Below are 21,132 nucleotides of genomic sequence, written 5' to 3' on the forward strand. Positions count from 1 at the left end.
TTGCTGATATAACCAATATGGCGGGTTCATCTGAATTGATTCTGAATAGCCGGGCAGCAGCACGCTGTCATTAATTTAAATGGCGGGCTGCTCTGGTCGGCAGCTCAGCTTGTTGCAGTGGCCAGCTTTGTGGATCGAGCTGAAAAAATTGCTGCATCAACTGGTACAGCTTCGGCTGGCATCTGGCCAGGTAGGCTGGCATTTCAAAAAACAGCTCACTAAGTACGGCAAAAAATTCAGCCGGATTAGTGGCCGCATATGGGTCAATCCAAGGCGCGATACCTTGCTGCAGATCTTGTTGCAAGCGGGTGTAAGCTACTTGCATCTGTAGACTCCAGTCTTGCTGCAGCTGCGTTGTGGCCAGCGGTGGGAAACCGTTCACACTGCCGGTTTGTTGATCTAACTGATGGGCAAATTCATGCACCACCAGATTGCGGCCATCATCAGCGATAGTGGCACCGGCCAGTGTATGACGCCAAGATAAAATCACCTGACCTTGTTGCCAGGATTCGCCTTCGCGCCACTGCATGTTGTTGTGCACCACGCCGGCAACATCGGGTCTATCTTGCTGGACAGCAAATGCGTCCGGGTAGACCAGCACCTGACGCAAGCCCGGGTAATCATTGACGGGTAGTTTTAATGTCAGCAAACAGGCTTGTGCCGCAATCAACACCTGCATCGGCTCAGTCACACTCAGGCCATCGCAGCCGACAAACTCTACTTCGGCGATAAAACGCTGAATTTGGCGGCGTAGTTCCTGCTGCAAATCGGCTGGTAAGGCGCGATACAATGGCCAGCGCTGTTGCAATAATTTACGCCATGCCTTCGGAAAAGGCTTCTGTCGCAGTACTTGTCGCCTGTGCTTGCGGCGCCAGGTCGGATACAGGATCGCAGCAATCGCCAGTAAAGTGATCAACAGCAGTGACAGCAACTGACTGTTGTTTTGTAAAAATTCCGCTAGCATAGGGAGTTAACAGTTCCGGGGGCTTTTCTTACAGATGGGCGTGCCGGACAACTTTTTCAAGTTCAGTGGCGATAATCCCGTCAGACAGCGCCGTTCTTTTGGAGTACAACTTATGCATCTTTTTGAGTTAAATCAGCAGCTTTCCGTTGCACAAAGCCTGCTCGCGCAATTGCGTGATCCGGATATCCAGCAAGATCGCTGGCGTTTTCGCCATAATTTGCAGCGCCTTGGCATGTTATTGGCGTATGAACTGTCAAAAACGCTGCAATATCAAAGCTTTCCGCTGCACACGTCGCTGGGCGTCGCCAAAGCTGCTGATCTGGACCAGCAGCCATTATTGATCTGTGTGATGCGCGCTGGTCTGCCGTTTTATCAGGGCTTTTCTGATGTGTTTGATCAGGCCGACAGTGGTTTTATCGGCGCTTATCGTCAGGCCGAACAGGCCGGTATGGATCAGGATATTTTTCTTGGCTACAGCGCCAATCCGGCCATTGACGGCCGGGATTTAGTGTTAATTGACCCAATGCTGGCGACCGGTTCATCGCTGCTCAAAGTCTGGCGTTTGCTGCAACAAAGCGGCACACCCCGCAGCCTGCATATTGCTGCTGCCATTGCGGCACCGGAAGGACTGGCATTGCTGCAGCGTGAACTGGGCAGCGCTGCCCATTTCTGGATTGGCGCTGTCGACGAACGCCTGAACGAACAGGCTTACATAGTACCGGGACTAGGTGATGCCGGCGACTTATGTTTTGGCGACAAAGGTTGAGCCGGTTATCGACGCCATCACCGGCTCAGTTACTGAGCTGATGATGGCGGTGTAACCGGTACAATAAAAAGCTGACACCCAGTACCACCAGCGGCAGGCTCAAACTGCGGCAACTTTCCAGCGGCAACGTCGGCCACCAATAATGCAGTGACTCCAGCGCCTTATCGACCAGCGCTATGGCGTAATAGCTGATCGCCACCACCGATACCCGTTCAACGGCGCGTTGCAGGCTGAGCTGCAACCGCACTCTTTTGTCCATCGACGCCAGCAAATCAGTATTCTGCCGCTCCAGTTGCAGGTTGATCCGCGTGCGCAGCAGTTCGGTTGAACGACCTAAGCGGTTGGACAAACTGCGCTGGCGGCTCTGCACCGATTGCGCCGTGCGAAAGGCCGGTGTCAGCCGTCGTTCGGAGAAATCCTGTAACGTCATCATGCCGTCAACTTGTTGCTCTCTGAGTGCCTTTAAGCGGTCCAGCGTCAGTTGATAATAAGCCGCACTGGCGTCGAGCCTGGCGCTGTTATTGGCGATCAAATGTTCGGTCTGCGCGGATAACTGACTGATCTCGCGCAGCAATTGTTCGTCAGAGCCTTGTTGTTGTTCGATGCGCTGGGTGATATCAGACAGCTGTTGTTCCAGTAAATGCAGCTGACTCAGCGTCTGGCGGCTGATTGGCCAGCCGAGCAGACTCAGTTTGCGGTAATTGCCGAGGTCAAATAATTGCTGCACCAGCCGCGCCAATGCAGAAGGCGACAGACCGTCATCGAGCAGCAACATACGACCGGCACCTTCCGGATGTTTGCGAAAATCGGTCCAGACCCGTGCTTTGCCATCGGCTAACAGGCTCGACATACAATGTTCGGCAGCAAACAAAGTACTGGCGGTCTGTTGCTCTGCACCGGTCAGGATTTGCAGCTGGACCACCCGAAATAACTGCCCTGGCAGCGGATTAAACCAATCCAGGCTTGGCAGGAAACTAAGCGGATCTTCAAAACCGCTGGATTGACCCGGTTTAATAAAGCTGTAAGTGGAAAACTCAGAATGCCGCTCCCAGCGCAGCATCACGTTGCCTAAATCCAGATTTAAATCGACATCGCCATCCAGCAGTGCCACACCATATTGGTGTGCCAGCTGTTGCAGATGTTGGAATTCGTGGCTGCGCGATGCCGGCGACAATGTCAGCATCCAGTGGCAGATCCGGCAGGGCGCCTGCAGCGCTGGGAAAAAGCGTTGTTGTAGTTCTTTTTCCAGTAAATCGCGTTGCGGATGATTTTTCAGATCCAGCATAAGTCCTCCTCAGCGAATGCTTCAGCCTGACCTGTTTTTGTGTCAGCCTGACGACATCTTGTGGTGCAGCAAGGGGCGTTCCAGAAAAATAATTTTTTATCGTATTGATTTTTAACACTAAAAATTTATCTGTATCAATATTCATTCGCCGCTGGTACCAGTCTGGTGCAGCAACAGCCAAAAAAGGTGCAGGACGCAAAAGCGGCATGTTAGAGTAAAAACTTCGGTTTTTAGCTGCAGTGTGGTGTGCATGGTTCCGGTAGAAGTGATCCTGATTTTGTTAAGCCCGGTGTTTTTCCTGTTTATTGGCTTTGAGTGGTATCACAGTGTGCGCCGCAAGCTGGCGATTTATCAGTGGCGCGATTCACTGGCGAATATGATTCTGGCCGCGATGCATCAGGCCGGTGATGCACTGTCCTTATTGCTGCTGTTACCGCTGTTTTATTGGTTACATCAATTTGCCTGGTTGGATTTACCGTTTACTGCGTTGAATTTGCTGCTGTTATTTGTACTGCAGGATTTTCTGTATTATTGGTTTCACCGCGCCTCGCACCGGGTGCGTTGGCTCTGGGCGTCGCATGTGGCGCATCACAGCTCCCGGCTGATGAATTTCAGCACCGCTTTTCGTCAGAGCCTGACTTATCCGTTATCCGGGATGTGGCTGTTCTGGGTGCCTTTGGTGTTGCTGGGTTTTGATCCGAAGTTGGTGCTGGCAGTGGTTGCGATTAATCTCGGTTTTCAGTTTTTTGTGCATACGCGCTGGGGCAAACACTGGGGCTGGCTCGGTTATGTGCTGAACACGCCGGCCTGGCACCGTGTCCATCATGCCTGCAACGATGTGTATATCGACAAGAATTTCGCCGGCGTGCTGGTGATTTGGGACCGTTTGTTTGGCAGTTTCGAGCCCGAACATGACGCGATCCCGTGTCGTTTTGGGATCACTGAAGATTTTGAATCCGTCAATCCACTGACGATCACTTTCCATGAATGGCGTCGCATGCTGACCGCTGCCCGCGATGCAAGTGGCGTACGCGCTAAAATTCAAGTGTTGTTTGGTCCACCGCGGCCAGACCCACAGCAGGAGTCTGTATCTTGATCAATCTGAGCCTGATGGGCTTGTTTATTCCGACTTTTTTATTTGTTTCCATCACACCGGGCCTTTGTATGACGCTGGCTCTGACCGTCGGGATCAGCCAGGGCGTGCGCCGGGCACTGTGGATGATGGGTGGGGAACTGCTTGGGGTTGCGTTGGTGGCAATGGCGGCGGTGCTGGGCGTCTCGGCATTGTTACTCGGGATGCCGGGCTTATTGACCGCATTTAAATGGCTGGGCGGTGCTTACCTCGGCTATCTGGCGCTGCAGATGTGGCAAAGCAAAGGCAAACTGGCGATCCCGGAGCCTGGGCAAGCGCAGCAAAGTTCGCGGCGTGAATTGTTTATGCAGGGTTTTATTACCGCAGTGTCCAATCCCAAAGGCTGGGCTTTTCATATGGCGCTGTTGCCGCCATTTATCGACGCCAGTCTGCCGTTTTGGCCACAGCTGACCGTCCTGCTGGCGATTATTTTACTGCTGGAATTTGCTTCGTTGCTGTTATACGCCAGTGGCGGCAAAGCGCTGCGGGTGCTGTTTATGCAAGAAGGCAACGCCCGGCTGATGAATCGTATCGCCGCGGCGTTGATGTTTGGCGTCGGTATCTGGTTGGTATTGTCTTAACATACGCAGCGGCGTTTGTTTACTCCTATTCGCGCTAGTCAAAACGCCAGATCAGGCTCAGCTGGCTCTGATAAAAATTGCGCTGTAGCGGCCAGTGTGCCCATTGTCCGCGCGACGCCTGATGACTGTTCAGCCGGCTGAATTCGCTGAGCAGAGTCCACTGCGCCGATAACGGATATTGTAATGCCACAGTCCAGTTGTGGCCGCGGCCGCTGTTATCATCACCCACGGTCTGGTCGCGGTCCCATTGTTGCCAGTGATCATAACGTACACTGGCCTGCCACAGATCTTGTTGATAATTCAGCAAAACAAAGGCTGCGCGGTAATCCACCAATACAGTATCAAAGCCCATTTCAGTGTGACCATCGAGCCATTGGCTGACCAGGCGCCATCTTTCACTCAGTTGTTGCTGCACGGCCAGCTGATTAAAGCGGTTTAACCAGGCATATTGCCCTTTAGCAAGCACCGTCGGATCGGCTTGATTGTCATAGTGGTAAAGCCGAATTTCAGTCTCCTGCTGATACAGATAGTGCAGTCCGCCATACCAGCCAGTGTGGCCGTCGAGTTCCTCAAAGGGTTCTACCCAATCAGGCTGGCGTTCCAGCGGAAAACGCTGCAGGCTGGGGTAGTGAGCAAAATCAATCCGACCACCGATGCGGGTTTGCAGGTTATGCACGGCAAAACCGCGCCAGGAAATCAAGGTGCCGAGTGGGTCATTGTCGCGAAAAGCACCCAGCACGCCTTGCCAGCTATGATTGGAGGAAAAACTTCGACCGGGCCGGCTCAGGCTCAGTTCCAGTGTTTTGGCGCGCAGCTCTTCGGCGTACCAGCTATTGATTGCCGAAAAAGTGCTGGTATAGGGTGAGCTCCACACGATGTCGGTATTTTCCAGCGACAATGCCGGATAAAACCAGCCGGCGCGGGCTTTGAGCCGATAACCGTCGATCGGCAATGGCTGATATTGCAGCCAGGCTTCCGTGATGCCACTGGCAGCGTCCAAGGCTGATTGCTGACTCAGATGCAGCCTGGCGGAAAACGGGCTGTCCGTGTTGATTTGTAAGGCTGCGAGGATTGGCCCTGTGGTCAGCCGATCATCGCTGATCGCCAATTGTCCGCTGCCGTGTTGCCACCAGGGGCCCAGATTGTTGTTTTGTTCGCTATGTTGAACCCAGCCAAACTCTGCTTTGGCCTGCAGTTCCAGCCACGATGTTAATTCTGCGGTCTTACCTGGCGCTGCAAACAGCATCGAGGTTGTGATCAGGCAAAGCCTGGGAAAGGCGCGATACTGTAGTGTGCTCATGCTGAGTTCCGAGAAGACACCAAATAATTGTAAACTATACCCTTTGTTAAAGGCAGACTAGGGCTATGTCGGTAAAATTTCCGCAGTCTGATAGATTTCAGACTGTTATACTGCCGGCTGAACCAGCTGGCCATCAACTGCGTACCAGCACCCTGTTGGCGTCTTCTCGGAGCAACCAGATGACCTTTCTGAACAAATTGCTGTGTTGTGCCTGTTTGCTGCAGGCCACTGTTACTGTGGCAGAACCGCTGCAAATCCGCATCACTGATCAACAGGGCGTGCCACTGGAAGACGCGGTGGCGGAACTGCAGTTACCGAATCCGCCGATATTAAAAACGCCGGCCGAACTGGCACAAAAAGACCTGACCTTTGTTCCCTTTGTCTCGGCAGTGCAAAAAGGTACCGCCGTTGAGTTTCCAAATCAGGACAAAACCCGCCACCATGTCTACTCATTTTCGCCGGCAAAGGTATTTGAACTGAAGCTGTACGCCGGCAAGCCGGAAGCTCCGGTCTTGTTTGATAAATCGGGTGTTATCGCCATCGGCTGTAATATTCATGATTATATGCAGGCGTATGTCTATGTGGGCGATAGCCCTTATCTGGCTGTCAGCCGCTCTGATGGTTCTGCCCAGTTCGCTGATGTCCCTGCGGGTAACTATCAACTGAAAGTCTGGCATCCATGGCAGGACAGTGATGTTGCGCTGCAAGCACTGACATTGCCAGCCACTGGCGCTGTAGAAATTAAACTGCCGGTGACCCGGCAACAAAAACCGCAAAAACCGAAAAAAGGTTTTGGCAATTCATATAACTGAGTGTGACTCGGCAAATTATAAGGAATCGATATGGCGACCGTAACGTTAAAAGGAAATCCATTTCAGACGGTTGGCAATCTGCCAGCTGTGGGCAGCCAAGCGACTGATTTTGTGCTGACAGGCGCAGGTTTGGCCGACGTGTCTCTGGCTGATTTCGCCGGCAGCCGTCTGGTATTAAATATTTTTCCAAGTGTTGATACGCCGACTTGCGCCACTTCAGTGCGCAAATTTAACCAGGCATTGAGCAGCCTGCAAAACACCAAAGTGTTGTGCATCTCGGCCGATCTGCCATTTGCTCAGGCACGTTTTTGTGGTGCAGAAGGGCTGGAAGCGGTGCAAAACGGTTCAAGCTTCCGTAGCAGCTTTGGTCAGGATTATGGTGTGGCCTTTGCCGATGGTCCATTACGTGGTCTGTTATCCCGTGCCGTTGTGGTGATCGACACTGACGGTAAAGTGTTGCATACCGAGCAAGTTGCAGAGACGGCCGATGAGCCTTCCTACGATGCAGCACTTGCTGCGCTTGCCTGAGCGATATCCGTCTGATCAAACAGCAGCCTCCGGGCTGCTTTTTTTTGCCAAAAATCTATTGAGGGTACGAATGTACACTGAATTATGCATTTTTCTCTGCAAGATACGATTTTCCATCTGAAATTAAATTCATATATATCAATGTGATGAGTTTTTAATAAATTATATTTCTGGAATTTTGATTATTTTAAGAGTACAAATGTTCGCTGAAATATGTGATTGGTAGTTCGTGCATGAGTAGTATTACCCGACGGTTCTATACCGAGTTGTGTCAGACGTTGTTTCGTCACCCCAGTCTCTTGGACGCTGCAGAGCCGCTGATCCAGCGCGTTTTCCCGTGGTTCCGTGCCGGATTTTATGCGGCCAGAGTGCTGCAAATAAAACCTCAGGCCGGTTGTCTGCGATTGAAACTCAAAGTGGGGCAGTTTTTTCCGATATTTACGCCAGGCCAACATCTGCAATTGCGGGTCAGCATTCGAGGCGTACCAATGGAACGGACCTTCAGCATTTGCAGTAGCGTGCAACAACTGCATGCACAGCGTGAAATTGAACTGGCGATAAAAATACAGCCGCAAGGCCATTTTACCAGTGCGCTGAGTGGCGAATTAACACCGGGAAGCTATGTCCACTTGTCGGCTCCTGAAGGCGATTTTGCTTTGTCTCAGGGCAGCGCTGCTTGCCTAGTCGCCGCTGGTAGTGGCGTCACGCCACTCTTTTCGATGCTGACTTCATTGAGCCGGCTCACGGTACCGCTACTGTTTGTTTACAGCTATCGAGGTACTGAGCAGCTACTGTTTGCTGAACACTGGGCCGCATTGCAGGCAAAGTTTCCGTTGTTAAAGCTGGTCCTGTGGGACTCGGCGACCAGAGGGCGGTTAAGTGCCGATCGCATATTTGAGGAGTTGCAGCCCGAACTTCGGGGGCAGTTTCTGCTGTGTGGACCGGTTGCGTTTACGCAGGATCTTCGTACCGCATGTTTAGCGCGGGGTGTCAGCCCAACCCAAATAACTGCAGAGAGTTTTGGTTTGATCCAACGCACAGCTGCAACCAGTCAGCCGGTGCGGATAGCGCTGGGTCGACAACAACATGATCTAGGTGGGCAAGGCTCCATCTTACAGCGGGCAGAACAAAGTGGTCTGGTGTTGCGTTATGGCTGCCGCCGAGGTGTTTGTATGCAGTGCCTTTGTGACAAAAGCAGCGGCGTGGTACGCAATCTGTTGACCGGAGAGTTATCGGATGCCGGCGCGGGACGCATCCAACTCTGTATCAGTGAGGCGGTAAGTCCAGTGGAATTAAGTAGTGAAGGGTTAATAGTCTGATGAATCAAGTACAAAATCCGCAGCTGGATGCTGTGCAACTGGAGTCCTTGGCGTTGGAGCTTGACCAATTGTTATGCGAGGAAAAAGCTCGACTCGGTCAGGCCGATGCCCGCTATTTGCAGCAGCTCATTTTCTGGCAACGCTGTGCTGCGCTCAGTGGTCGGCTCGGCATGCTGCTATGTTGGTTTAGCTGGTGGTGGTTAGTGCCTTGCGTGCTGCTACTGGCGCTGGCAAAAATACTCGATAATATGGAAATCGGCCATAACGTATTACACGGGCAATATGATTTTCTGCGGCATCCACGGCTTAATTCTCAACAATATGAATGGGATATTGCCTGTGACGCCAAATCTTGGCAACGCACACACAATTTTGAACACCATACATATACCAACATTATCGGTCTGGATCGGGACTACGGTTATGGTCTGCTGCGACTCTCGGCCGATCTGCGCTGGCGCTTACAAAACAGCTGGCAGTTCCTGACGTATCTGACCTTAAGCACGTTTTTTCAGTGGGGGATCGCTTATCACGAACTGGCCGCACAACGGGTATTTTTCGGCCGTAAAAAAGCAGATCGTCACAGTCAGGTATCTGATCAACAATTAAAATCGGCTTTTTTCAGCAAAGCTCGCCGGCAGTTGCTGAAAGATTATCTGATTTATCCGTTGTTGTGCTGGCCAGTGGCGCTGCCGGTACTGCTTGGCAATCTTGCCGCTAATCTGTTGCGGAACTGGTGGACTGCTACTGTGATCTTTTGTGGTCATTTCACCGCGCAAGCACAGGTGTTCCAACCGGCTGATTGCATTGATGAAAGTCGTGGTCACTGGTACTACCGGCAAATACTGGGGTCATCAAATTTTACCGGCCCACGCTGGTTGCATATTTTAACAGGACACCTGAGCTGTCAGATTGAACATCACCTGTTTCCAGATCTGCCAGCCTGGCGTTATCCGGCTTTGTGTCACGAGGTTCGGGCTATCGCACAGCGATACGGCATCCCTTACAACAGTGGTAGTTTTGGCCGGCAATATCTGAGTGTACTGCAGCGGATCTTGCGTTATTCCCGCCCGTAATGGCTTGACCTGTCTGACAGAAATGTTCAGGCTAACGTTTTGTTCTGACAGACAGGTTCAATCATGACAGCAGCAACGATCAGTGCCCTGAAACAATTGGCTTATGTAGTCTCTGATGTGCCGCGGGCTGTGGCCTTTTTTCAACAATTAGGTTTACCGTTATTATTTCAGCCATCTGCGCAGCTGGCTTTTATGGCGATCGGGCCTGTGCGGTTAATGCTGACGCAACCGCAAGGGGCTGGCATGGTTGGGCAAAACTCGGTGTTGTATTTACAGTGCCAGCAGATCGAAGCTGAGTATCTGCGCTTACTGGCGGCGGATATTCCCGGTGAAAAGGCGCCGCACTGTGCGGCACAAATGGGTGACTATGATCTGTGGCTGGCGTTTTTCCGTGATCCGGATGGTAATTTGCTGGCTTTACTCGAAGAAAAGCTGACGAATATTTGATATTTTCTGGCAACAGCGGCAACTGATTGCTATTCGCGCGTAAGTCTGGGTACACTCGGATTCAGAATAACAATAATATTATAAATCTGAGGCTTAGCTTGAGAAATCTATATTCGGGGTTCCTTCTGGGATTGCTGCTCATTTGCTCCAGTCTGTTTTACGGACTGGCCCTGACCAATTCCGATAAAAAATTTCAGCAGCAAGCTTCGGTGCTCGATGGCACTTGGCGTTTAGTGTCGGTGCGCCAGTTTGATGCGTCCGGTAAAGCTCTGCCAGAGTCTGCGTCAGCGCAGGCATTGCAATCATTAAAGATTGTCGCAAACCGGCACTTCAGCCGTGTCACGACGGCGGACGATGGCAAAGTGATCAGCGCCACTGCCGGCCTGATCGAACTCAGTGCTGATTTGTATCGAGAGTATACCGGCTTTAAACCGGATGCCGGCAGTAGCCTTGCTTACCAATGGCAACTTGAGGAAGGCCGGCTGACGCAACGGCGAACCGATAAAGAACAGGTGATAGAAGAGGTCTGGCAACTGGTGGAGTGAACGCCTGTCCGCTATTGTGTTCCGGCCCAGACCGGTTAAATTCCGATATCTTTCCGCGACTTCGTAAATATTTATCTGCAGTTTCTGTAGATTGAATGCAAGGCGACGGAAATGCACTAAGCTTGCTCAGAACGAGTCAAATCGGCGGGGCAAGTTATGAAATCTTCAGGTTTTGTTTGCTTAATATCCGTACTTTTCGTCCTTGCAGCATGTGGTCCTCAGGCGCCAACGTCTGTCCAACCAGAATCTAAACCAGTCAGCAGTACCACTCCAGAAGTCAAAACAGCCGCAGCAGTTGCCGCAACCAATGCAGTCACGCCAGTGGCGGCACAGTGTCAGCTCAAGCTTGGCTTTGAAGCCTGGGAACCCTACCAATACACAGCATTGGATAACAAACCGTCAGGTCTTGATATCGAGTTAGTCCAAGCGATAGCACAGCAAATGGGCTGTGAAATCATTGCACAACAAGGCAGCTGGACAGATTTAATCAGTTCGCTGAAAGCGGGAAATGTCGATTTGTTGCTCGGCGCGTCGATCACGCCGGCCCGCCAGGAATATGCGCATTTTTCCGAACCCTATCGGCAGGAGCAATTTGTGTTGTTTGTCCGTTCAGCGGACGTTGCCAGCTATCCACAAAATAACTTGGCCGAATTCATAGGTGCCGGTAAGAAAGTAGGCATCATCAGTGAATACTACTATGGGACTGAATTTGCAGACTTATACAATCAGGCGCCGCTAAAACAACAATTTGTTGAAGCATCTTTAAGTGAACTGAATCTGGCACGGCTGCTGGATGAGGATATTGATGGCATGCTGGAAGACAGCTTTGTCGGCCATGCGATGCTCAGACGCAAGGGACTGGATAAACAAATTGGTGCTCATTCCATTTCAATGGGCAATACTGATGTGTTCGTAATGTTCAGCAAAGCCACAGTGAAAGCAGAGCAAGTTAGTGCTTTTAATCAGGCGTTAGCCACGATAAAAGCCGATGGTCGCTATAACGGCATTATCCAGCGTTATATCCATTAAAGATTATGGGTCGCCTGTTGCAGGATCTGACTGGTGAAGCTTGTTTTCAGATAAAACCCGCGTGGCAGAGCTTGGACTGGCTCGCCGCCGGGACCAATGGCAAGAGTCAGCGCTTTACTGTTAGCGCCCTTTGGCCGTAACTGCAGAACTTTGCCATGCGCACCGCGGATTTGGTCTAGCCCTCCGAGCGCCAACAGATCCATCAATTCTTCCCAGTCCTGCTGCAACAGCTGCTGTTGCTGCATGTTGGGTTGCCATAAAAACGCCCGGCCGATCATCCGGTCACCTAACGGAATGTCGCGCGCTGCTAACACAGGGACCCACAGTACATGTTGCAGTTTTCGGCATACCCAGGAATCTTGCCAGCGTTGCAGGGTTGCGCCGGTCATTGGCGCCACACACACATAAGTACTTTCCAGCGGCTTGCCAGTCCGGTCGACTGGCAGCGTCTTCAGTTCAACCGCCAGATGCGGGAAGTCAGGTTCTGCTTTGGAACCGGCACTGGCACCAAGAGCCAGCTCAATTAGCTGGCCGACTGTCCCTTTGTCACGACGCAGATCTGCAGGCAAACTCTGATGGAGTTCATCAGCCAATTCAGTGAGGGTCAGACCTGCCAGAGCATGGGCGCGGTGCAATAATTCAGCAGTTGAATCAGGGGGAGAAGGGCGCATATCAATATCCGTATATCACTCTGAACACACTAACATTTTCATCCGGATTTTTCTGGCGATTTTTGCAGCAATCCAACTTATACACAGAGCTGCACGACTCCTGATGTGAAAAAATGCGTCCTAAATGTATGAAAAGTAATGTATTTTAATATCGAAGTTATTTGGCTTTGTCGCGTTGTGGTGAGTTATTCAGGGATAAGAACACGGATATGCACAGTTATATGCACAGTCTCTGTGTAAAAGTACACAGAGGCATACTGTATAAATGCCAAGTTGTGGATAACTTGAGGGCAAGCAGACAGAAATTCAGTTTGCTGTCCCTGCCACTTTGTGAAAGAATCAGGTCAACGCTGTTGTAAACAAGCCAGAGGTTTGTGTGATCGATGCCGAAGGCTTTCGGGCCAACGTCGGTATAGTGATTTGTAATCACCAGGGACAGGTGTTTTGGGCTCGCAGATACGGACAGCATTCGTGGCAGTACCCGCAAGGTGGCATTGATGATGGCGAAACGCCAGAGCAAGCGATGTATCGGGAACTACATGAAGAAGTTGGATTAACCGCGGCAGATGTAGAAATAGTGGCAACCACGAAACACTGGTTACGCTATAAGCTGCCAAAGCGTTTGATCCGACGGGATTCAAACCCGGTGTGTATCGGGCAAAAACAAAAATGGTTTTTGCTGCGATTAACTTGCCGGGATGAAGATGTCAATCTGCTGAAAACCACGCATCCTGAATTCGATGACTGGCGTTGGGTCAGTTATTGGTACCCGGTGCGGCAAGTTGTGGCTTTTAAACGGGAAGTTTACCGGAAAGTCATGAAAGAGTTTGCCCCAATCGCTTTACCTTTTGTTCGACGGGAAGTTAAAAAGAAATAAACAAATGCCAGCCTGTGGCTGGCATTTGTTGTTATGTGAGGTCAAACATGCTCAGCCAGTTGCGGCGCATCGTGCAGGACGTAGCTCAGGAGCCTTCGCTGGACAGCGCTTTGGCCGGATTGGTCCGCAATGTGAAACACGCGCTGCGTACCGAGTGCTGCTCGGTTTACCTCGCTGATTACGAACAACAACACTTCATGCTAATGGCCACTGACGGACTGAATCCGGATGCGATTGGCAAAGTTTCCATCGGTTTTTCTGAAGGTCTGATTGGCTGGGTTGGCCAGCGTGAAGAGCCGATTAATCTGGCTCAGGCTCATTTGCATCCACGCTTTAAAGTTACCCCCGAAGTTTCTGAAGACTGTTTCTCCGCATTTTTGGGTTGCCCCATTATCCATCACCGCAAAGTCCTGGGTGTATTGACCATTCAGCAATCCGATTCGCGCATTTTTAATGAAGATGAAGAGTCTTTCCTCGTGACATTGGGCGTGCAACTGGCCTCAGTGCTGGTCAATGCCGAGATGCGCAAAGTGTCGGCCGGAACGTCGACAACACAACAAAACAGCCAGATGCAAGGCTTAATCGGTGCGCCGGGTATAGCGATTGGCGAAGGGTATATCCTGCAACCAGCCAGTGATTTTGATGCGATTTCGCTCAAACACAGCGATGACCCGGAAAAAGAACTAAACCGGTTTTACCGGGCGGTTAAAGTCACCAAAGCCGAGTTTAATCGGCTCGCCGAGCGGATGAGCGGGCATTTGCCAGCCGATGCGCTGGCTATTTTTGATGTCTACCACCAATTGCTGGACGCTGCCAGTCTTGGCAATGAAATCGAAGCACAAATCAAACTCGGCTGGTGTGCCAAAAGCGCGCTGAAGCTGGTTGTCGAGCGGTTTGCCCGCCAGTTTGACGACATGGATGACCCATACCTGCGTGAGCGTGGTACTGATATTCGTGATTTGGGACAGCGGGTGTTGAATCACTTGCTGGAAACAGAACAACGTCAACACCGGCTGCCGGCGCAGGTTGTTCTGGTCGCAGAAAATGTCACAGCGTCGATGTTGGCAGAAATTCCGCGGGCACAGCTGGTCGCGATCGTGTCATTAAAAGGTTCGGTTAACTCACATGCCGCCATTATGGCGCGTGCGTTGGGTATTCCTGCCGTGATGGGCGTTGACGAGTTGCCTTTAATGCAATGGCAAGGCCAGCGTCTGATTGTCGATGGCTATCAGGGCCATATTCTGGTGTCACCGGCCGACGCGATTTGTCAGGAATATCGTCAGCTGATTACCAAAGATGCCGAGCTCAGCGCCCGCTATCAATCAGAATTGCATCTGCCGGCGCAAAGCAGTTGTGGTCAGAATTTCAGTCTGATGGTGAACTCGGGCCTTGCGATTGAAATTGAAACGACACAGTCTGAATTTACTAACGGCGTTGGTCTGTATCGGACTGAATTCCCCTTTATTATGCGCAGTCGGTTCCCGACCGAGCTGGAACAGGTCGAGCTTTATCGCAAGGTGTTTCAGGGTTACCCCGGCAAAGCAGTGGTAATGCGGACCTTGGATGTCGGTGGCGATAAGCCGTTGCCATATTTTCCAATCTCAGAGGAAAATCCGTTTTTAGGTTGGCGCGGCATCCGGCTGACGCTCGACCATCCGGAAATATTTCTGGTGCAGATCCGCGCCATGCTCAAAGCGAATATCGGCTACAACAGTTTGCATATTTTGTTGCCGATGATTTCTGATCTGGCTGAAGTGGACGAATCGTTGCGGTTAATCCGTCAGGCCTGGTTTGAAGTCGATGATGAGTTTAACAGTGAGAATATCGTCGCTAAACCAAAAGTCGGCGTGATGATTGAAGTGCCATCCATTATGTTTCAGCTGCCTGAGCTGGCACGAAAAGTCGATTTTTGTTCGGTCGGCACCAACGATTTAACCCAGTACCTACTGGCCGTCGATCGGAACAATCCAAGGGTTGGTAATCTTTACGATGCGATGCATCCAGCGGTATTACGGGCGCTGAATCAGTTAGGCCAACAAGCGCATGGTCTGCAGTTTCCGATCAGTATCTGTGGCGAGCTGGGCGGTGAGCCGCTGGGCGTGTTGACGCTGGCAGCGATGGGCTTTAACAGTTTTAGTATGAACCATAGTAATCTGGCCAAAATCAAATGGTTATTGCGCCGGATTGATTTAGCCGAACTGCGGTTGCTGTTGCCGGACGTGTTGGCCTGCCAGTCGCCAAAACAGGTCAGAGTGCTGGTACAACGTTTTCTTGATCAGAAGCAACTGTTAAATCAGTTACGCGCCTGATCGGCTGCCATGGTAGATCCGGCATAAAGCCCTTGGCTTTCGCGCCGGTTCTCGTATCATGTGGCCTTTATTTTTCATCTGCTGACGAGTTGTCCAAATGTCGCCATCCTATCTGGTATTCCCACAAATTGACCCGGTGATTTTCAGTCTGGGTCCGCTCAGTATCCGTTGGTACGGACTGATGTATCTGATTGCGTTTGTCATGGCCAATTATCTGGCAAACCGCGCTGCTGACAAGCCGAATTCAGGCTGGACGCGCGATCAGGTTAGCGATTTGATGTTTTACGGTTTCCTTGGTGTGGTGCTCGGTGGCCGGGTCGGTTACGTGCTGTTTTACAACTTCGGTGAGTTTCTGGCCGATCCGCTGTATCTGTTTCGTACCTGGGAAGGCGGCATGTCGTTTCACGGCGGTGTGCTGGGCGTGCTGACCGCGATGTGGCTGCTAAGCCGCAAATTCAACAAAAGTTATTTGCAGCTTGGCGATTTTGTTGTGGTACTGCTGCCACTGGGTCTTGGCGCCGGTCGGATTGGTAACTTTATTAACGGTGAATTATGGGGCCGTACTGCAGAGGTGCCCTGGGCCATGCTATTTCCGGGAGCTGGCCCGTTACCGCGGCATCCAAGTCAGCTGTATGAGTTCTTTTTCGAAGGCATAGTGCTGTTTTTAATGCTGGTTTGGTACAAAAAACGCAATCCGCCGGCAGGTAATGTTGGTGGTCTGTTTCTGTTGGGTTATGGCATCTTCCGCTTTGGCATCGAATATTTCCGCGAGCCGGATGCACATCTTGGCATTCTCAGTCTCGGCATGTCGATGGGGCAGTGGCTCTGTATGCCGATGATCCTCAGTGGTATCGCATTGATTGTCTGGGGTTATCGCCGCGAAGGGAGCAAAGCATGAAACAGTATCTGGATTTGATGCGCCATGTACTGGAGCAGGGCCATCGGAAAACCGACCGCACCGGTACCGGTACTATCAGCGTGTTTGGCTATCAGATGCGCTTTAATCTGGCTGAAGGTTTTCCTTTGGTCACCACCAAAAAATGCCATCTGAAATCGATAATTCATGAGCTGTTATGGTTTTTACAGGGCGATACCAATATCGGTTATCTGAAAGCTAATGGCGTGTCGATTTGGGACGGCTGGGCAACTGATGACGGCGAACTAGGCCCGGTTTATGGTGCGCAGTGGCGCAGTTGGCAGGGCGCTGATGGTCAGGTCATTGATCAAATCAGTCAGCTGATCAGCGACATTAAACGCACACCGGATTCGCGCCGGCTGATAGTCAGCGCCTGGAACCCGGCCTTGTTACCCGATACGCAGTTTTCGCCGCGCGAAAATGCAGCACAGGGCAAGCAGGCACTGCCTCCTTGCCATACGTTGTTCCAGTTTTATGTCAATGATGGAAAGTTGTCTTGTCAGTTGTATCAGCGTAGTGCGGATATTTTCCTCGGTGTGCCATTTAACATCGCGAGCTACGCGTTGTTGACGCTGATGGTGGCGCAAGTCTGTGATTTAGCGCCCGGTGATTTTATTCATACCTTTGGTGATGCCCATTTGTATCTGAATCACCTGGAACAGGTGGAACTGCAACTGAGTCGCACGCCATATCCGATGCCGCAGATGAAGCTGAATCCGGCCGTGAAGGACATTTTTGCCTTTTCCTTTGCCGATTTCGAACTGCAAGGCTATCAGGCTCATCCTCATATCAAAGCGCCAGTGGCGATTTAGCGCGGTCAAAGCGTTCTTGCTGTAGCCCATTATTTTCCAGCAAAGCCGGTGTTTAACCGGCTTTTTTACAGCAAAAAACCAGCTGGACGGTTAAATACCTGCATGATGGTGTTATTTCATTATTTTTTGCCGGTGCTTTAAACCATTGGCAACAACCTTGCGACTACACTGACAACAACAACTTAAGATGGAAATTGCATCCCGATGCAGCAACAGGTGGAAACCTGGGTTAATCAGGCAAAAAAAGGTGATCAGCAAGCTTTTTATCAGTTGTATCATCAATTTAAAGGACGGGTTTACGCAATCTGCCTGCGCTTGCTGGCCGATCGCGGCCAGGCCGAAGACGCCACTCAGGAAGCCTTCGTGCGCGCTTGGCAACAACTACCTGGATTTCGCGGCGATAGCAGCTTTTCAACCTGGTTACACAGTATCAGCAGTCGCACCGCCGTCGATTTGTGGCGGAAAAACAAAGTCATGCGACTAGTTGTTGATGAGGAACCGGAAGAACAAGGTTATCTCGATGTGCCGGAAATGCCGCAGTTAGAGCAGGCGATTTTGCGCCTGCCAGCTCAGGCCCGTGCCGTTTTTGTGTTATTCGCGCTGGAAGGTTATCAGCACAATGAAATTGCAGAGTTGCTCGGCATCGCCGAGGGCAGCAGTAAAGCCCAATATCACCGGGCAAGACAGTTATTACGGAGTTGGTTAGATGAAAACTGAGCAGCAGTTAGATGCACTGATTTCAAAGTTAGCACCAGAGCTTGAACCACAACGTGATTTATGGCCAGAACTGTCCGAGCGGCTGGTACCGCGCCGGCAACCGGTTTACCGCAACTGGCTTGGCGTGGCCGCAGCTGCAGTGCTAACGCTTTGGTTCTGGCCTCAGCAACCGGCAATAGAACCGTCGCTTAGCTTTGAAACTGCCGAATCAACCGATGATAACGGGTTGCTACTCGCGGTCAGTCAGCAGCTTCAACTGCAACTGAATAATGAACAAACCCGACAGCTCAAAGGGTTACGACAAGTGCCGGAAGGATTTACTGACTGGCCACGGCAACTGTTAATCTGGGACAAAGCTCAGGAACAGATTGAGCTGGCATTACAGTTTCAGCCGGATGACCAGAAATTAATTCAACAATTACAACGTATTCAGCAACAACAACTTAGCTACATCGCCAAACTGGTGAAGACCAGCGAACTGACTTAGGAGTACAACCATGGATCTATCAATGAAACAACAATTGAAACTGACAGTGCTGGCGTTGGCCTTATTACAGGCGCCAGCATGGGCTGCCGGCGAGGCGATTGACCAAAGCCGGAACGTCAGTGCCAATGAGAAAATCGAAATTGAGAATATGCGCGGGGAAGTGCGGATCGTCGCCGTGCAGGGGAATAAATTCAGTGTGAAAGGCACACTCGACGAAAAAGCCGAGGGATATGAGCTCACCTCGGAGAAAGGCGTCACCCGTTTTCAGGTCAAAATGCCACGTAGTTTGTATGGTGGCTGGAATTCGGATAAACAGGAAGGCTCAGATTTGACCATTGAAGTGCCGGTCGGCAGCGAGCTGAAATTCAGCGGCGTCAATGCCAATGTCAGCGCCTTCGGCGTAGAAGGCGGCGCTAAACTGACCACAGTTAACGGTGCGGTCAGTGGCGAGAAACTCAAAGGCGATATTGTATTGGAAACTGTCAATGGGCAGATCAATAGCGTCAACAATGCCGGTCGCTTACACCTGACCACCGTCAACGGTGAAATCAACGACAAGGGCTCGAGTGGTTCGCTGGAAGTGGAGTCGGTGAATGGCGAGATCTCATTGCAAAGCAGTGCTCGTGAAGTTGAGCTCGAAGTTGTCAATGGTGAAGGTAAGCTGGACCTGAACGGTACTGAACGGCTGGAGTTCAGCAGCGTCAACGGTGAGATCCGCGCGGTGCTGAAAAACAGTAAAAAACCGAAAGTATCTGCCAGCAGCGTCAGCGGCGCTAGCCGGTTAACACTGGATGCTGATGTCAGTGCCCGGTTTGATCTGGAAGCCAGTGCCGGCGGGGATATCGACAATGGCCTGACCGACGACAAACCAACCCGCGCCAAATATGGCCCGCGCCGTCATCTGGAGTTCCGTACCGGCAGTGGCGAAGGCAATATTGAGATCTCAACGGTGTCTGGTGAAATTGAATTGAAGAAAAACTAACCCAGCGCTTCTTCGCCTGTAGTGTTGCTGCAAGCGTGTCGTTATACCAGACCCACTCAGGTGGGTCTGGTGCTTTGTAGGTTTTTAATAGCGATAATTCAGCTGCATGCCTAATAACCAAGCGGTATTGTCAACATGGGCTTGTAAGCCGGATTTATACAACGCCACTTCCTGCACATTGTATTCACGTTCCCGCACATTCAGTGCGTCCATCCACATCCAGCCGGCTGCCAAATCTAAGGTCCAGTTTGCTGACACCTGCTGATTCATGCCAATGGTCCACCAGATGCGATCAGTGGTCGGCACCCGTGCCGTGCGATGTGATTGTTCGATCGGGTTTTCGTCAAAGGCCAGACCGGTTTTTAACATGCGATCGCTTTGGATTTGCCAGCTCAGACCTACGGCAGCTGAAAAACTGTCACGCCAGTGTTCCGGAATATAGCCAATATAACCGGCTTGATTCAGGTTCTGTGGCTGTTGGGTTGATAACGAAATAGACGGGGCAGCATCACGGCTGATAATGTCAATCGAGCGGAAATCACTCCACAGCGTCCAGCTCAGACTGGCCTGCCACGACCATTCGGGACTTAGTTGCTGATCAAGACTCAATGCCAGGCTGGCAGGTGTGGTCAAAGCCAGTTCACTCGCTTCGGTCGCTAACGGATTAATGGCGAGTTTTCCGGTTTGTTTGCTGATGGCAGGTAAAGTCGGGCCTACCACGATAAAATTACTGTTGCCGGCAACTTGTGCGCCGGTCACAGGCGTGTTGCTGATCACAGAATCGCCTTGCAGATTAAACCGGATAGCGCTGTGATATGCCAAGGCGACACGAAGATCAGGGCTTAACTCACCATGCAGACCAAAGCTATAACCAACAGCAAGGTCATCGCCGGTGACAGAGTAGTGGCTCTGGCATACCAGTGGGTTATAAACATCGGCCTTGTACAGTTGATTAATACCGGCGCCCAGTTCACATAAGCCATTGTGATCTTTAAATTTCGACAACGTGCCTTCGGCGTGATTCAGGCTGATCCCTAATCCAACTGACCATTGTTCGGTCAGCTTGTAACCGGCTACGGCAGATAATGCCAGCACTTCAATTGCTGTTTCATCGGCGAAATATCGCCCGGCCCAATCGTCCTGATAATCAGCTGACAGGCCAAAAGGTACATAAAAACCAGCGCCAAGCGATAACCGGTCATCCACCGGCGTGCTGTAGAACACAAAAGGCACGACTTCATTCAAACTATTTTTGCCATCGGTGCGACCAACCACAGCAGAACCAGCGGCACTTTGCGCACTGACCTGATTGTATTTGGTTTCGGCATGGATCAAATTCAGACCGCTCGCCCATTGCGGCGCTGACAATTCTGTAATAGCGGCGGGGTTAGAATAGACCAAAGTGGCATCGTTGATTTGCGCACCACGGCCTGCATAAGCATTGCCCATGGCACTGACCGACTGCTCAAAAAGTTTATAACCCTCCGCTTGGACTAGCTGACTGTAACAAACTGCGGAGATCAAAAGGGCAAGACTGGATTTTTTCATCAGGACATCAAACTCTGTGCATGAAAGGG

Annotated in this window: 22 protein-coding genes; 17 read left to right on the forward strand and 5 right to left on the reverse strand. The window is 51.2% G+C overall.

The genetic code is table 11. The features are described from left to right. Positions 1–70 precede the first annotated feature (70 nt). A complete protein-coding gene (locus ACFFJP_RS07060) occupies positions 71–964 on the reverse strand; it encodes a M90 family metallopeptidase (protein WP_377241864.1) in 894 nt (297 codons plus the stop codon). 112 nt (positions 965–1,076) lie between these two features. Here ACFFJP_RS07060 and upp point away from each other — a divergent pair, with 112 nt between their 5' ends. Then, positions 1,077–1,730 (forward strand): uracil phosphoribosyltransferase, encoded by a 654-nt coding sequence (gene upp / locus ACFFJP_RS07065; protein WP_377241866.1) that lies wholly within the window; start codon positions 1,077–1,079, stop codon positions 1,728–1,730. 25 nt (positions 1,731–1,755) lie between these two features. Here the strand turns inward: upp and ACFFJP_RS07070 are convergent, their stop codons facing one another. After that, on the reverse strand, positions 1,756–3,015 hold the full coding sequence (locus ACFFJP_RS07070; RefSeq protein WP_377241868.1) for a DUF3422 family protein: 1,260 nt from the start codon (positions 3,013–3,015) through the stop codon (positions 1,756–1,758). 250 nt (positions 3,016–3,265) lie between these two features. On the opposite strand from ACFFJP_RS07070, the gene ACFFJP_RS07075 reads away from it, so the two are divergent. Then, a complete protein-coding gene (locus ACFFJP_RS07075; protein ID WP_377241871.1) occupies positions 3,266–4,111 on the forward strand; it encodes a sterol desaturase family protein in 846 nt (281 codons plus the stop codon). After that, a complete protein-coding gene (locus ACFFJP_RS07080) occupies positions 4,108–4,728 on the forward strand; it encodes a LysE family translocator (protein WP_377241873.1) in 621 nt (206 codons plus the stop codon). Before ACFFJP_RS07075 ends, ACFFJP_RS07080 begins: the two co-directional genes overlap by 4 nt. A gap of 34 nt (positions 4,729–4,762) precedes the next feature. On the opposite strand, the gene ACFFJP_RS07085 is transcribed toward ACFFJP_RS07080, so the two are convergent. Beyond that, a complete protein-coding gene (locus ACFFJP_RS07085; RefSeq protein ID WP_377241875.1) occupies positions 4,763–6,028 on the reverse strand; it encodes a hypothetical protein in 1,266 nt (421 codons plus the stop codon). 179 nt (positions 6,029–6,207) lie between these two features. Between ACFFJP_RS07085 and ACFFJP_RS07090 the strand changes: the two genes are divergently transcribed. The 7 genes from ACFFJP_RS07090 to ACFFJP_RS07120 all read left to right on the forward strand — a co-directional run bounded on the left by ACFFJP_RS07090 (position 6,208) and on the right by ACFFJP_RS07120 (position 11,784). Further along, positions 6,208–6,840 carry a methylamine utilization protein gene (locus ACFFJP_RS07090; protein ID WP_377241877.1) on the forward strand — a complete coding sequence of 211 codons (633 nt, stop codon included), beginning with the start codon at positions 6,208–6,210 and terminating at the stop codon, positions 6,838–6,840. Between the two features lie 30 nt (positions 6,841–6,870). Continuing rightward, positions 6,871–7,368: a thiol peroxidase gene (gene tpx, locus ACFFJP_RS07095; protein WP_377241879.1), complete on the forward strand. Its 498-nt coding sequence runs from the start codon at positions 6,871–6,873 to the stop codon at positions 7,366–7,368. 233 nt (positions 7,369–7,601) lie between these two features. Then, complete coding sequence (locus ACFFJP_RS07100) at positions 7,602–8,687, forward strand: flavin reductase family protein (protein WP_377241881.1); 1,086 nt, start codon at positions 7,602–7,604, stop codon at positions 8,685–8,687. Further along, on the forward strand, positions 8,687–9,763 hold the full coding sequence (locus tag ACFFJP_RS07105; RefSeq protein ID WP_377241883.1) for a fatty acid desaturase family protein: 1,077 nt from the start codon (positions 8,687–8,689) through the stop codon (positions 9,761–9,763). The genes ACFFJP_RS07100 and ACFFJP_RS07105 overlap by 1 nt, the downstream gene beginning before the upstream one ends. Positions 9,764–9,826: 63 nt before the next feature. Next, a complete protein-coding gene (locus ACFFJP_RS07110) occupies positions 9,827–10,210 on the forward strand; it encodes a VOC family protein (protein WP_377241885.1) in 384 nt (127 codons plus the stop codon). A 209-nt stretch (positions 10,211–10,419) separates the two neighbouring features. Further along, a complete protein-coding gene (locus tag ACFFJP_RS07115; RefSeq protein ID WP_377241887.1) occupies positions 10,420–10,755 on the forward strand; it encodes a hypothetical protein in 336 nt (111 codons plus the stop codon). A gap of 321 nt (positions 10,756–11,076) precedes the next feature. Continuing rightward, the gene (locus tag ACFFJP_RS07120; protein ID WP_377241889.1) at positions 11,077–11,784 is read left to right on the forward strand and encodes a substrate-binding periplasmic protein; all 708 of its coding nucleotides are present in this window, start codon (positions 11,077–11,079) and stop codon (positions 11,782–11,784) included. On the opposite strand, the gene mutH is transcribed toward ACFFJP_RS07120, so the two are convergent. After that, a complete protein-coding gene (gene mutH, locus ACFFJP_RS07125; RefSeq protein WP_377241891.1) occupies positions 11,781–12,455 on the reverse strand; it encodes a DNA mismatch repair endonuclease MutH in 675 nt (224 codons plus the stop codon). The two genes, ACFFJP_RS07120 and mutH, sit on opposite strands and share 4 nt — an antisense overlap. Before the next feature lie 376 nt (positions 12,456–12,831). Between mutH and rppH the strand changes: the two genes are divergently transcribed. From rppH to ACFFJP_RS07160, 7 genes are all read left to right on the forward strand, one after another. Further along, positions 12,832–13,332, forward strand: a complete 501-nt coding sequence (gene rppH, locus ACFFJP_RS07130) for an RNA pyrophosphohydrolase (protein ID WP_208930928.1) — start codon at positions 12,832–12,834, stop codon at positions 13,330–13,332. Between the two features lie 47 nt (positions 13,333–13,379). Next, complete coding sequence (gene ptsP, locus ACFFJP_RS07135; protein ID WP_377241893.1) at positions 13,380–15,641, forward strand: phosphoenolpyruvate--protein phosphotransferase; 2,262 nt, start codon at positions 13,380–13,382, stop codon at positions 15,639–15,641. Positions 15,642–15,738: 97 nt separating this feature from the next. Continuing rightward, positions 15,739–16,539, forward strand: coding sequence for a prolipoprotein diacylglyceryl transferase (lgt, locus tag ACFFJP_RS07140; protein ID WP_377241895.1), 801 nt, complete (start codon positions 15,739–15,741; stop codon positions 16,537–16,539). Next, on the forward strand, positions 16,536–17,369 hold the full coding sequence (locus ACFFJP_RS07145; RefSeq protein WP_377241897.1) for a thymidylate synthase: 834 nt from the start codon (positions 16,536–16,538) through the stop codon (positions 17,367–17,369). The genes lgt and ACFFJP_RS07145 overlap by 4 nt, the downstream gene beginning before the upstream one ends. Positions 17,370–17,573: 204 nt before the next feature. Then, complete coding sequence (locus ACFFJP_RS07150; RefSeq protein WP_377241899.1) at positions 17,574–18,086, forward strand: RNA polymerase sigma factor; 513 nt, start codon at positions 17,574–17,576, stop codon at positions 18,084–18,086. Then, on the forward strand, positions 18,076–18,573 hold the full coding sequence (locus ACFFJP_RS07155) for a hypothetical protein (protein ID WP_377241901.1): 498 nt from the start codon (positions 18,076–18,078) through the stop codon (positions 18,571–18,573). The genes ACFFJP_RS07150 and ACFFJP_RS07155 overlap by 11 nt, the downstream gene beginning before the upstream one ends. Positions 18,574–18,583: 10 nt before the next feature. After that, entirely contained in the window at positions 18,584–19,555 is a 972-nt protein-coding gene (locus ACFFJP_RS07160) for a DUF4097 family beta strand repeat-containing protein (protein WP_377241903.1), read from the forward strand. A gap of 84 nt (positions 19,556–19,639) precedes the next feature. Here the strand turns inward: ACFFJP_RS07160 and ACFFJP_RS07165 are convergent, their stop codons facing one another. After that, on the reverse strand, positions 19,640–21,103 hold the full coding sequence (locus tag ACFFJP_RS07165) for an OmpP1/FadL family transporter (RefSeq protein WP_377241905.1): 1,464 nt from the start codon (positions 21,101–21,103) through the stop codon (positions 19,640–19,642). Positions 21,104–21,132: the final 29 nt, after the last annotated feature.

The organism is Rheinheimera tilapiae (genome assembly GCF_042432165.1).
Classification (GTDB): Bacteria; Pseudomonadota; Gammaproteobacteria; order Enterobacterales; family Alteromonadaceae; genus Pararheinheimera; species Pararheinheimera tilapiae.